The organism is Caulobacter sp. FG121, from assembly GCF_057809815.1.
Map to the genome: position 1 here is coordinate 185,531 of NZ_JBMDKR010000002.1, position 12,316 is coordinate 197,846.

A 12,316-nucleotide genomic window follows, 5' to 3' on the forward strand; every position below is an offset into this window, starting at 1 on the left:
ATCAGAATCCGTAGAGCGCGGCGTATTCCGGGTCCTTGGCGGCGATCTGTTTGGCACAGTCGACCATCACCCGGGCCTGCTTCCAGGTCGCGTCGTCCTGCATCTTGCCGTCGAGCATCACCACACCGGTGCCGTCCGGCATGCCTTCGAGGATGCGTTTGGCGAAGGCGATCTCGCCCGGATCGGGACTGAAAACCCGTTTGGCGATGGCGATCTGGTTGGGATGCAGGCTCCAGGCCCCGGCGCAGCCGAGCAGGAAGGCGTTGCGGAACTGCTGTTCGCAGGCCTCGCCGTCCGAGATGTCGCCGAACGGACCGTAGAAGGGTTTGATGCCGTAAGCGGCGCAGGCGTCGACCATCTTGGCGAAGGTGTAGTGCCAGATGTCCTGCTGGGCGGCGACGCGCGGCTGGCCGTCGTCACGCGGGTCTTCCAGCACCTTGTAGAAGGGGTGGCCGCCGCCGACGCGGGTGGTCTTCATCTGGCGGCTGGCGGCGAGGTCGGCGGGGCCGAGACTGATGCCATGCATGCGCGGGCTGGCGGCGCAGATGGCCTCGACGTTGTTCACGCCCTCGGCGGTTTCCAGGATGGCGTGCAGCAGGATCGGCTTCTTCAGACCATGCTTCGCTTCGAGGATGGCGAGGAACTGGTCCATGTAGTGGATGTCCCACGGCCCCTCGACCTTGGGGACCATCATCACGTCCAGTTTGTCGCCGACGCCGGCGACGATGTCCTGCACGTCGTCCAGGTGCCAGGGCGAGTTGAGGCAGTTGATGCGGGTCCAGAGGCCTACGCCCATGGCCGCGAAATCAGTGGCGTTGGCCATCTCGATGAAGCCGGCGCGGGCCGCGTCCTTGGCGTCGGCGGGAATGGCGTCTTCCAGGTTGCCGAGGATCACGTCGACGCTCGGGGCGATCTCGGGAACCTTGGCGCGGACCTTTTCGAGGTGGGCCGGGACGAAGTGGATCATCCGCTCGACCCGCACCGGCAGCTCGCGAAGCGGCGCCGGGGCGCCGATGGCCAATGGCTTGAAAAACCCGCGCGGCGTCTTCATCGGCGTTGTCCCCGTCCCTGCTTTTCGCAATTGCGAACGGTATTGCGGCGGCGCCGCGAGGCCGTCAAGGCTTGCGCGGCTCGGCCTGGGGCGCTTCGTCTTCGTCGACCGGGCGGAGCAGATCATCCGCCGCGTCGTTGCTGGAAGTCCGCGACTTGCGGCCCCGCACGGGCGCCGCCGGTCCGGACTGCAGGCCGAGCGAGCGGCGGGCGGCGTCGCCCTCCTCCCCGAACAACGAACGGACGCGCAGATCCAGCTGGGGGGCCGGCGTCTCGATGCCGGCCTTGCGCAGGGCGTCGTCGATCGCCCAGGTGTAGGCCGCCTGCATGGCGTTGGGCCGCTTCACCGCCTCCAGCCTCGGCCAGACCACCAGCTCGAAGTTCAGACCCGACTCGCCGAAGCCGACCAGCCAGACCTGGGTGCGGTAGGTGCCGCTATCCGGCAGGGTGAAGGGCACGGCCACGGCCGCCTCGAGCACGGCGTCGCGGACCTTTTCCTTGTCGACCCCGTAGGCCGCGCGGAACGGGATCCGGATCCGCCGGGTGTGCCCGCGCAGCGTCCAGTTAGTCACCGTGCCCTGGATCAGCTGGCTGTTGGGGATCAGGATATCGACGCTGTCATTGTTGCGGATGCGGGTCGCCCGGGCGCCGATCTCGTGGATCACGCCGCGCTGACCGCTCTCCAGCTCGATGTAGTCCCCGACCCGCAGGGACTCGTCGAAGATCAGCACGATGCCGGAGACGAATTCCTTGACCACGCCCTGCAGGCCGAGACCCACGCCGACGCCGAGCGCTCCGCCGAACACCGCCAGCGAGGACAGATCGACACCCAGGGTCGAGACCCCGGCGATCGCGCCGAACACCACCAGGCCGTAGACCGACAACTTCTCAACAATGTACAGGCCAGCGCCGCCGCGCGTGGCCTTGGCCCGCACGCGCTGCAAGGCCAGGCTGACCAGCCGGGCGGCGACAAGGGCCGCAACGACGGTCAGCAGGGCCACGATCAGGCCACCGGTCGTCACCTGCGTCTTGCCGATGTTGAACAACACCAGCTTGTCGATGTGACCGAGGGCGTCGAGGTCCGACTGCACGCGCGGGGCCTCCTAGGCCTTCTTGATGAATTCGGTCCGCAGCACGAGCCCGCGGACCTTGTCGACATTGGCCTCGATCTCGTCCGGGTCGCCGGTGAGGCGGATCTTCTTGACCAGCGTGCCGCGCTTGAGCGTGACGCCGCCCGAGCCCTTGACCTTGAGGTCCTTGATCAGGGTGACGCTGTCGCCGTCCGCGAGGAGGGCGCCGTTGCTGTCGCGGGTTTCCGACATGGGAGAATTCCTTGGAGGGGCCGGGAGAGTCGCGAATGCCCCTACCATGTGTCAGGGCTTTTTCGCTAACGGATGCTTGCTCCGCACCACTTCCGCCAGCCGCTCGCCCGCAACGTGGGTGTAGATCTGGGTGGTGGCGATGTCGGCGTGGCCCAGCAGGGTCTGGACGATGCGCAGGTCGGCGCCGCCTTCCAGCAAATGGGTGGCGAAGGCGTGGCGCAGGACGTGCGGGCTGACCCGGGCCGGGTCGATGCCGGCCCCGGCGGCGGCTTCCTCCAGCAGTTGCGAGAAGCGCCGGGCCGTCAGCCGTCCACCCTTGCCGCGCGAGGGAAACAGCCAGGGATTGGCGGCGTCGCCCTTGGGGATGAAGGTCTTGCGCACCGCCAGCCAGGCCTTCACAGCCGTGCGCGCCGCGTCGTTCAGCGGGGCCAGCCGTTCCTTGCCGCCCTTGCCCTTGACCATCAGGAAGGCCGGATCGCGCGCCAGCGCCGTCAGCGGCAGGGCCAGCAGTTCGGAGACGCGCAGGCCGGACGCGTAGGTCATCTCGATCAGGCAGGCGAGGCGCAGGCCCTGGGCTCCATACTTCGCGGCCGCCGCAGCGATCAGGCGCTCGACCTCGTCGCGCGACAGAACCTTGGGCAGCGGTCGGCCCTGTTTCGGCGCCTCGACGCGGCGGGAGGGATCGTCTGTCCGCCAGCCCTCGCCGAGCACGAAGCGGTAGAACTGCCGCACCGCCGCCCGCCGACGCGCCGCCGTCGCCGGCGACAGACCGGCCGCGCCCATGGCGGCGAAATAGGCCTCAATGTCCTCGGCCGAGGCGGTCGACAGATCCTGTCCGCGCCCTTTCAGGAAAGCCGTCGCATCGGTCAGGTCCTTGCCGTAGGCGGTCAGGGTGTTGCGTGCGGAGGCGCGCTCGACGGCCATCATTTCCAGGAAGGCCTCGGCCCAGGCCTGGCTCATCTGGCGGGAACCAGCAGGCCCTCGACGGCGAAAGCCTCCGCGGCGCTGGTCAATCCGACCTTGCGCAGGGCGGTGACGATCCTGACCCGGTCCACGGCGACTGGCCCGGCGGCCCCGGCATCGGACGCAATCGCGAGAACTGCCAGCGCGGTCTCGCCCTTGAGACCGGCGCCGGCGGCTCGGTCCAGCGCCAGCAGCATCGTCGGCGATACCGTGCTCCTGCCGGCATCGGCCTTCGCCAGCCGCGCCCGGGCGTTGGGGCCCGGCTGCCCGCCCATGGCCTCCAGCAACAGGACGCGGCCGATCAGGACCGGCCGCGCCTTCGGGGGCGCGGCGTCGGCCTCGTCGAGCAGGCTGTCGAGCAGCGCCGGCGTGGTGGCCGCGCTGGCGATCAGCGAGCGGGCGACCGTCACATCCTCGGTGTCAGGCGCGGAAGGCGTCGGCCACAACACCGCCGCGACGGCCGGCGAGGCGGTCGTCCGGGCGGCCGGCAGATCAAGCGCCAGCTTGCGCGACAGGGCGTAGTCAAGACCGTTGCGCAGAGAGGCCGCGCCGGGATCGCCCGCGCCGGCCAGCATGGCGCCCATCAGACGGGCGTAGACCGGGTCCTTCGCGCGCTCGCCCGCGAGCGTAAAGGTCAGCTGCGCCGCGTCGGACTGTCCCGCCACCGCCTGACAGAAGGCTCGCAGCCGCAGCCAGTAGAGATCGCCGCGATTGACCGTCAGCTGATCGGAGATGCGACAGGCGACGTCATCCTGGCCGTTGACCAGCGCCGTCTCGGCGGCGGCCTGGGCCAGGGCGGCGTTGATCGGTACGTTGGGCGCGCGATCAATGGCGGCCAGGGCGGACCGGGGTTGGCCTAGCGCCAGCAACGCCTGCACCCGGGCGGCGGCGACATCCGGGTCCCGCCCCGCGCCCTCCGGCCCGGCGACTCCGGCGCCCAGCACCCAGCCGGCGAAAATCGTGGCAGCGGGGCTGAGCGGCTTGCGGCCGATCGCCGGCAACGTGTCTCGCATCAGCCCGGCCGACGTGCCGGCCCAGAAGTCCGAAGGCAGGCCGCTCTCGCGATCCCCGAGCGAGAAGTAGTCCGGCGGCGCCAGCGTCGAGACCGCGACCTGCGCGGCGGCCGGCGCCCCGCAAACCAGCGAAAGGGCGAGGAGCAACACGAGAGGGGCGGACCGGAGATTGCGCATTCGGTGATTATGCCTGAGCTCGGGCCATCCTGAAACTTGGCTCAACCGCTCGCAGTCGTGTAAGCCAAGCATGGCCATGACCGCCGACCCAAGACTCCGCCGCAAGACCATCGCCCTCGTCGGACTCATGGGCGTTGGCAAGAGCAGTATCGGACGCCGTCTGGCGACCGCGCTGAACCTGCCGTTCCGCGACGCCGACACGGAAGTCGAAGCGGCGGCCGGGCAGTCGATCTCGGATATCTTCGCTTCGATGGGCGAGCCCGCCTTCCGCGACGGTGAACGTCGGGTGATCGCGCGGCTGCTCGATGAAGGACCGCACGTCCTGGCAACGGGCGGGGGCGCGTTCATCAATGACGACACGCGGGCGCTGATCAAGAATCGCGCGATCTCCGTCTGGCTCAAGGCTGACCTGCCGCTGCTGGCGCAACGCATCGGCCGCAAGGACACCCGCCCGCTGGTGCGGGGCAAGGATCCGATGGAGGTGCTGACCGCGCTGGCGGCCGTGCGTGACCCGATCTACGCCCTCGCCGATGTCGCCGTCGAAACCAGCGACACGCCGCATCAGGAGGCCGTCGAGGCCGTCCTGCGCGCCCTGACCGACTACATCGCCGGAGCCCCGACTTGACCCGCAGCCTTCCTGTCGCCCTCGGCGGACGGTCCTACGACGTGATCGTCGGGCCCGGCCTGATCGACCGGGCGGGCGAGCACATCGCCCCGCTGCTGAAGACGAAGCGCACGGCCATCGTCACCGACTCGAACGTCGGCGCGCACCACGGCGAGCGGCTCTCGGTCTCGCTGGAGCGCGCGGGCGTGGCGGTCGACGTGATCACCGTGCCGGCCGGCGAGGAGAGCAAGAGCTTCGAGGGCCTCGCCTCGCTCTCGGACCAGTTGCTCGACCTGCAGCTGGACCGGGGCGACGTGATCGTGGCCTTCGGCGGCGGGGTGGTCGGCGATCTCGCGGGCTTCGCGGCGGCGATCTACAAGCGCGGCATCGACTTCATCCAGGTCCCGACCAGCCTGCTGGCCCAGGTCGACAGCTCGGTCGGCGGCAAGACGGCCATCGACACCCCGCGCGGCAAGAACCTGATCGGCGCCTTCCACCAGCCCCGGCTGGTGCTGGCCGACCTCGACGTACTGGCCACACTGCCCGACCGGGAGATGGCCTGCGGCTACGCCGAGGTGATCAAGTACGGCATGCTCGGCGACGAAGCCTTCTTCACCTGGCTGGAAGCGCATGGCGCGGCGGTGCTGGCCGGCGACATCGACGCCCTGATCCACGCCGTCGGGCGGTCCGTGGAAATGAAGGCCGAGATCGTCGCCGAGGACGAGAAGGAACAGGGCCGCCGCGCCCTGCTCAACCTCGGCCACACCTTTGGCCATGCGCTGGAGGCCGAGACCGGTTACGGCGAGACCCTGAAACACGGCGAGGCGGTGGCCGCCGGCTGCGGGCTGGCTTTCCGGTTTTCCGCGACGCTCGGCCTGTGCGATCCGGCCGACGCCGCCCGCGTCGAGCGGGCCCTGGCCGCCGCCGGCCTGCCCGCGGGCATGGCCGACGTGCCCGGTCATCCGTTCAGCGCCGACCGCCTGATCCACCACATGGGTCAGGACAAAAAGACCGAGGGCGGCGCCCTGACCTTCATTCTCGCCCGCCGCATCGGTGAGGCCTTCACGGCGAAAGGGGTCGATCCGGACGCCCTGCGCCGCTTCCTGATCGAACAAGGAGCCAAGCCGTGATCGCGGCCCTCATACTGACCCTGGCCCCCGCCCTGATCATCCTGCTGGGCATCGGCGCCCTGATCTCGGCCGCCGAGACCTCGATGACCGCCGCCAGCCGCGGCCGCATGCACCAGCTGGAGCGCGACGGCGACCGCAGCGCCGCCCGGGTCAACGGGATGATGGGCGACCAGGAGAACATGATCGGGGCCATCCTGCTGTCCAACAACGTGGTCAACATCGGGGCCTCGGCCCTGACGACCAGCGTGCTGGCGGCGGCCTTCCCCGGCCCGATCGGGGTGGTCGCCTCGACGGTGATCATGACGGTGCTGGTGGTGATCTTCGGCGAGATCCTGCCCAAGACCCTGGCCATCACCCGTCCCGAGGTCGTGGCCCGGTTCCTGTCGCTGCCGACCTGGTGGCTGGTGCGCATCTTCGGGCCGCTGGCGCGGGGCGCGCAGTGGATCGTGCGCCAGACCCTGCGGCCGTTCGGCATCAACCTGTCGATGGAGACCGACGTCCTGGCGGCCCACGAGGAGATCCGCGGCGCGGTCGAGTACCACCACTCCGAAGGCGTGGTCGAAAGCCGCGACCGTCGCATGCTGGGCGGCGTGCTCGACCTGTCGGAGATGGACGTCTCCGAGGTCATGGTTCACCGCAAGTCGGTCGAGATGCTCGACGCCGGCCTGCCGCCACGCGAGCTGGTCCAGCAGGCGCTGGACTGCGGCCACAGCCGCCTGCCGCTGTGGCGCGACGACCCGGACAACATCGTCGGCGTCCTGCACGTCCGCGACCTGGTCAAGGTCATGGCCCAGACCGGCGTCGATCTCGACAAGCTCGACGTCATGGGCCTCGCCCGCAAGCCGTGGTTCACGCCCGAGACGACCAAGCTGAAGGACCAGCTCAACGCCTTCCTCAAGAAGCGCAACCACTTCGCCCTCGTCGTCGACGAGTACGGCGGCCTGCAGGGCGTGGTGGCGCTCGAGGACATCCTCGAGGAAATCGTCGGCGAGATCGATGACGAGCACGACGCCGCCGTCGAGGGCGTGAAGGTCCAGCCGGACGGCTGGGTCGAGGCCGCCGGCATCGTCACCGTCCGCGACCTGAACCGCGCGCTGGACTGGGATTTGCCCGACGATCAGGCCGTGACGATCGCCGGCCTGCTGATCCAGGAAGTCGAGAAAATCCCCGAGGAAGGCGAGACCTTCACGGTGTTCCAGCATCGCTTCGAGGTCGCCCGCCGTCGCCGCAACCAGATCACTGAACTGCGCATCAGCCCCCGGATGGACGCCGACGGGGGGTGGATCGAGTCCGGCTGAAAGCCGGAACCGCGCCCAATCCGGCACGTTTCAGCCTGACGCACACAGGACGTGCGCGGCGCGGCCAGCCGGGCCGTCCGCCGTCGGAAGGAGTTCTTGTTGACCAACGCGACGCTGACGGGATTGCGGGTTCTGGTGGTCGAGGACGAGGTGCTCGTCGCGATGCTTCTGGAAGACATGCTGTCCGACTTCGGCTGCAGCGTGGTGGGCCCGGCGCCGACGATCGCGGAAGCCCTGCCTCTGGCGAAAGAGGCCGACATTGATGTGGCGGTGCTGGACCTGAACCTCGGCGGCCAGCCGGTCTATCCGGTCGCCGACGCCCTGAGAGCCCGGGGCCTGCCCTACGTCTTCGCCAGCGGCTACGGCGCCGGGAATCTGGACGAGGCCCATCGCGACGCGCCGATGCTGCAGAAGCCGTTTCGCCAGGCCGATCTGGAAAAGGTCCTCAAGGACCTCAGGCGCTAGGCGCCCTCCCCCGGAGCCAAGGCCTTCAGCGACAGCGCGTGGACCGGCCCGGCCAGCAGCTCGGCCAGCACGCCGTAGACCTGACGCTGGCGCGCCACTTTCGACTGCCCGGCGAAGGCCTGGGCCTCGATCACAACATTGAAATGGCTCTCCCCGCCCGGCCGCGCGCCGGCGTGTCCGGCATGCCGCGCGGAGTCGTCGACGACCTCCAACCGTGTCGGAGAAAACGCGTCGGTCAGTTTTGTGCGGATGGAAGTAGATATGGAGGTCATTTTTCGAAGGTCAATTCTTGAATGAGAAAGGTTGAGCCTCATACTTCGGCTCATGGCGAACGCCTTTCAATACCGACCCCGGTTCGTGGACATCCGCGTTCGACCTCCCAAAGCCGGGGAGGCCGAGGCGGAAGCGGACGTCAACGCCCTCAAGCCGGGCGAGCGTCGCTGTGACCATCCCGACTGTCTGACCGTGGCCACGGCGCGGGCGCCGAAGGCGCGCGACATGCCGGGGCAGTTCTATCATTTCTGCCAGCCGCACGCGGCCGAGTACAACAAGGCCTGGAACTTCTTCGCCGGCATGAGCGACGACGCCATCGCCCAGGCCCAGGCCGCCCGCGCGACGGGCGAGCGGCCGACCTGGAGCTTCAAGGCCTCGAACCGCTCGCGGGAAGCCGCCGCCCAGGCCAAGGGCCCGATGGGCTGGAACGACCCGTTCAGCCTGTTCGGCTTCGGCCGCGCCGACCGCTCGGGCGTCGAGGGTACGGCGGTCCGCGCCGACGGCCGGCAACTGGGCAAGCTCGAACGCGGCGCCCTGGCCGACCTCGACCTGCCCGACACCGCCGACAAGACGCTGATCCGCGTGCGCTACACCGAGCTGGTCAAGAAGTGCCACCCCGACTCCAACGGCGGCGACCGCAGCGCGGAACACAAGCTTCAGCGCGTACTGAAGGCGTGGAAGACGCTGAAGAAGGCGGGGCTGGCCTGATCGCGGATCCTTCGAGACGCGGACCTGAGGGTCCGCTCCTCAGGATGACGAACACCTCTGCCAGTCATGGTGAGGAGCGAGGCCTCAGCCGAGCGTCTCGAACCACGCAAGCGGCTAGCCTCTGACTGAAACAGGTGGCGCAACCGGCCACCGCCGGTCCACTGCCTGCGCCGCCAGCCACCAGGCCAGCGCCCAGGCCGCGCCGAGCGACCAGCCGGCCAACACATCGCTCGGCCAGTGGACGCCGAGGTAGACCCGGCTGACGCCGACCAGCACCGTCAACGCCGCCGCGCCCGCCAGCGCGAACACCTTGACCCGACGCCGCTGGACGAATCGCGCGGTCAGGGCCCCCAGCGTCAGCCAGACCACGGCCGACAGCATGGCGTGACCGCTGGGAAAGCTGGCGTTGATCGCATCGACCAGATGCAGTGACGCGTCGGGCCGCGCCCGGCCGAACAGCGCCTTGAGGCCCTGGCTCAGCGCCACCCCGCCGCCGGCCGCCAGCACCAGGAACCCCGCCTCGCGCCAGCGCCGCAGCGCCGCGAACAGGCCGGCGACGAACAGCACCATCAGGCTGAGCACGGTCACCGAGCCCAGCGCCGTCACGTCCATCGCCGCCGTGGTCAGCCAGGCCGGCCCCAGCGGCCGGGACGGATCACCGTTCGCCCGCAGCGCCAACAGGACCGCCAGATCGAGGCGCCGGGTCTCGCCTTCCGCCACCTCGTCGGCGATGGCCAGGAAGGCCTGGACGCCGATCGCCAGCGCCAGAAGCGCGGCCAGAAGCCCGACCTCGCGCCGCGCCCAGGCCAGCCATGCGCCGATCCGTCGCCTGTCGATCACGTCGCCTGCACCATTTTTTCCTCGAACGATTGTTTGCTGAACGCTGATAAGGCGCTAATCGGTCAATCATCATGGCTGATCAGATCGACACCGCTTCCGACCCCCTGCTGGGCCTCGTCCCCGACAAGCAGGTTTCCATCCGCGACGTTTTCGGCGTGGACTCCGACATGATGGTCCCGGCGTTCAGCCATCGCGACCCGCATGTGCCGGATCTCGACGAGGCCTACCGCTTCGACCCGCAGACCACGCTGGCGATCGTCGCGGGCCTGGCCTTCGACCGCCGCGTGATGGTGCAGGGCTACCACGGTACGGGCAAGTCGACGCACATCGAGCAGGTCTGCGCCCGGCTGAACTGGCCGATGGTGCGCGTGAACCTCGACAGCCACGTCAGCCGCATCGACCTGGTCGGCAAGGACGCCATCGTCCTGAAGGACGGCAAGCAGATCACCGAATTCCGCGAAGGCATTCTTCCGTGGTGCCTGCAGCGCCCGATGGCCCTCGTCTTCGACGAATACGATGCCGGCCGTCCGGACGTGATGTTCGTCATCCAGCGCGTGCTGGAAGCGGGCGGCAAGCTGACGCTGCTCGACCAGAACCGCGTGATCCGCGCCAACCCCTATTTCCGCCTGTTCTCGACGACCAACACCATCGGTCTGGGCGACACCACGGGCCTCTATCACGGCACCCAGCAGATCAATCAGGGCCAGATGGACCGCTGGTCGATCGTCACCACGCTCAACTACCTCGACCATGACGCCGAGGCCGAGATCGTGCTGGCCAAGAACCCGCGCTACGCCACCCCGGAAGGCCGCCGCACCCTGGCCGCCATGGTCCGCGTCGCCGACATGACCCGCAACGCCTTCATGAACGGCGACATCTCGACCGTCATGAGCCCGCGCACGGTGATCACCTGGGCCCAGAACGCCGAGATCTTCGGCGGCGATCTGGCCCTGTCGTTCCGCATGACCTTCCTGAACAAGTGCGACGAACTCGAGCGGCCGACGGTCGCGGAGTTCTACCAGCGCGCGTTCGGCGAGGATCTGCCGGAGAGCGCGGCGCGGGTGAAGGTAGCTTAGGGCCACCGCCCCCACTCCGCCCATCCCGGCCTTCGCCGGGATGGGCGGCGTTGGTTGGGAGAACTGCCTCCAACCCGCCGCCCAGGGACGAATTTCCCCTCACCATCCCCGATCCGGGGACAGGCTGAAAGATTCCCGGGGCATCCCCGCCGTTCCAGGGGCGAATCCGCCTTGCCCCCGGCGCGTCCCCTGCTAGAAGCCGCCCAACGTCCCCAGCGCGAAGAGTCGTTCGATGAAGCTGCTTGCCGGCAACTCAAACCGCACGCTGGCGACCGCGATCGCCGAATATCTCGACATGCCGCTGACGCGGGCGCAGGTGCGCCGGTTCGCCGACAACGAGGTGTTCGTCACCATCGACGAAAACGTCCGCGGCGAGGACGTGTTCGTCATCCAGTCGACCAGCTTCCCGGCCAACGACAACCTCATGGAGCTGCTGATCTGCATCGACGCGCTCAAGCGGGCGTCGGGGCGGCGGATCACGGCGGTGCTGCCCTATTTCGGCTACGCCCGGCAGGACCGGAAGACCGGCGGCCGCACGCCGATCTCGGCCAAGCTGGTGGCCAACCTGATCACCCGCGCCGGCGCTGACCGCGTTCTGACCATGGACCTGCACGCCGGCCAGATTCAGGGCTTCTTCGACATCCCGACCGACAACCTGTTGCCGGTGCCGCTGCTGGCCCAGGACATCCGCGCCCGCTACGGCAAGACCGACGACCTGTTGATCGTCTCACCCGACGTCGGCGGCGTGGTCCGCGCCCGGGCGCTGGCCAACCGGCTGACCGCCGACCTGGCCATCGTCGACAAGCGCCGCTCGGGCCCGGGCCAGAGCGAGGTGATGAACATCATCGGCGAGGTCTCCGGCCGCCGCTGCATCCTGTTCGACGACATCGTCGATTCCGCCGGCACCCTGTGCAATGCGGCCAAGGCCCTGACCGAACACGGCGCGACCGAGGTCTCGGCCTATGTCACCCACGGCGTGCTGTCGGGCGCCGCGCCCGAGCGGGTCGCCGTCTCGGTGCTCAAGGAACTGGTGGTCACCGACTCCATCGAGCTGTCGGACACCGCCGCCGCCTGCAAGAAGATCCGGGCCGTCTCCTGCGCCCCGTTGATCGGCGAGGCCATCCGCCGGATCGCCAACGAGGAGTCGGTGTCGAAGCTGTTCGACTAGGGCGTAGGGAGTAGGGAGTAGGGAGTAGCAAAGGGTAGGCGCGGCGATGGCGGCGTGCGCCGGACGACTACGCCCTACTCCCTACTCCCTACTCCCTACCCTCGAATCACAGTCCCGATCTGTTTACCTCCGGCCCACCCTTCGCGTGCTAAGAGAGCCTCTGGCCCGCGGTGTCACATTCTCGCCGCTCAGGCGCGTTCTATTGACTTGGTCCGGATGTGACGGGGAA

Annotated in this window: 14 protein-coding genes; 7 read left to right on the forward strand and 7 right to left on the reverse strand. The window is 68.9% G+C overall.

The genetic code is table 11. The features are described from left to right. Position 1 precedes the first annotated feature (1 nt). From ACODSL_RS06780 to ACODSL_RS06800, 5 genes are all read right to left on the reverse strand, one after another. A complete protein-coding gene (locus ACODSL_RS06780) occupies positions 2-1,051 on the reverse strand; it encodes an HpcH/HpaI aldolase/citrate lyase family protein (RefSeq protein WP_488899902.1) in 1,050 nt (349 codons plus the stop codon). A gap of 64 nt (positions 1,052-1,115) precedes the next feature. Further along, the gene (locus ACODSL_RS06785) at positions 1,116-2,141 is read right to left on the reverse strand and encodes a mechanosensitive ion channel family protein (RefSeq protein ID WP_488899903.1); all 1,026 of its coding nucleotides are present in this window, start codon (positions 2,139-2,141) and stop codon (positions 1,116-1,118) included. Positions 2,142-2,153: 12 nt separating this feature from the next. Next, positions 2,154-2,372 carry an alkylphosphonate utilization protein gene (locus tag ACODSL_RS06790; protein ID WP_488899904.1) on the reverse strand — a complete coding sequence of 73 codons (219 nt, stop codon included), beginning with the start codon at positions 2,370-2,372 and terminating at the stop codon, positions 2,154-2,156. Between the two features lie 51 nt (positions 2,373-2,423). Beyond that, on the reverse strand, positions 2,424-3,332 hold the full coding sequence (locus ACODSL_RS06795; protein ID WP_488899905.1) for a tyrosine recombinase: 909 nt from the start codon (positions 3,330-3,332) through the stop codon (positions 2,424-2,426). Then, positions 3,329-4,525: a hypothetical protein gene (locus ACODSL_RS06800; protein WP_488899906.1), complete on the reverse strand. Its 1,197-nt coding sequence runs from the start codon at positions 4,523-4,525 to the stop codon at positions 3,329-3,331. Before ACODSL_RS06800 ends, ACODSL_RS06795 begins: the two co-directional genes overlap by 4 nt. Before the next feature lie 70 nt (positions 4,526-4,595). On the opposite strand from ACODSL_RS06800, the gene ACODSL_RS06805 reads away from it, so the two are divergent. From ACODSL_RS06805 to ACODSL_RS06820, 4 genes are all read left to right on the forward strand, one after another. Beyond that, positions 4,596-5,150 carry a shikimate kinase gene (locus tag ACODSL_RS06805; protein ID WP_488899907.1) on the forward strand — a complete coding sequence of 185 codons (555 nt, stop codon included), beginning with the start codon at positions 4,596-4,598 and terminating at the stop codon, positions 5,148-5,150. After that, positions 5,147-6,259: a 3-dehydroquinate synthase gene (gene aroB, locus ACODSL_RS06810; RefSeq protein WP_488899908.1), complete on the forward strand. Its 1,113-nt coding sequence runs from the start codon at positions 5,147-5,149 to the stop codon at positions 6,257-6,259. The genes ACODSL_RS06805 and aroB overlap by 4 nt, the downstream gene beginning before the upstream one ends. Next, on the forward strand, positions 6,256-7,557 hold the full coding sequence (locus ACODSL_RS06815) for an HlyC/CorC family transporter (RefSeq protein WP_488899909.1): 1,302 nt from the start codon (positions 6,256-6,258) through the stop codon (positions 7,555-7,557). The genes aroB and ACODSL_RS06815 overlap by 4 nt, the downstream gene beginning before the upstream one ends. A gap of 99 nt (positions 7,558-7,656) precedes the next feature. Continuing rightward, positions 7,657-8,022 (forward strand): response regulator, encoded by a 366-nt coding sequence (locus tag ACODSL_RS06820; protein WP_488899910.1) that lies wholly within the window; start codon positions 7,657-7,659, stop codon positions 8,020-8,022. Here ACODSL_RS06820 and ACODSL_RS06825 read toward each other — a convergent pair. After that, entirely contained in the window at positions 8,019-8,294 is a 276-nt protein-coding gene (locus ACODSL_RS06825; RefSeq protein WP_488899911.1) for a BolA family protein, read from the reverse strand. The two genes, ACODSL_RS06820 and ACODSL_RS06825, sit on opposite strands and share 4 nt — an antisense overlap. 52 nt (positions 8,295-8,346) lie before the next feature. Here ACODSL_RS06825 and ACODSL_RS06830 point away from each other — a divergent pair, with 52 nt between their 5' ends. Continuing rightward, positions 8,347-9,003: a J domain-containing protein gene (locus ACODSL_RS06830; RefSeq protein ID WP_488900288.1), complete on the forward strand. Its 657-nt coding sequence runs from the start codon at positions 8,347-8,349 to the stop codon at positions 9,001-9,003. A 114-nt stretch (positions 9,004-9,117) separates the two neighbouring features. Here the strand turns inward: ACODSL_RS06830 and ACODSL_RS06835 are convergent, their stop codons facing one another. Continuing rightward, positions 9,118-9,843: a phosphatase PAP2 family protein gene (locus tag ACODSL_RS06835; RefSeq protein WP_488899912.1), complete on the reverse strand. Its 726-nt coding sequence runs from the start codon at positions 9,841-9,843 to the stop codon at positions 9,118-9,120. Between the two features lie 71 nt (positions 9,844-9,914). On the opposite strand from ACODSL_RS06835, the gene cobS reads away from it, so the two are divergent. After that, entirely contained in the window at positions 9,915-10,919 is a 1,005-nt protein-coding gene (cobS, locus tag ACODSL_RS06840; protein ID WP_488899913.1) for a cobaltochelatase subunit CobS, read from the forward strand. Between the two features lie 232 nt (positions 10,920-11,151). Beyond that, positions 11,152-12,087 (forward strand): ribose-phosphate pyrophosphokinase, encoded by a 936-nt coding sequence (locus ACODSL_RS06845; RefSeq protein WP_488899914.1) that lies wholly within the window; start codon positions 11,152-11,154, stop codon positions 12,085-12,087. Positions 12,088-12,316 lie beyond the last annotated feature (229 nt).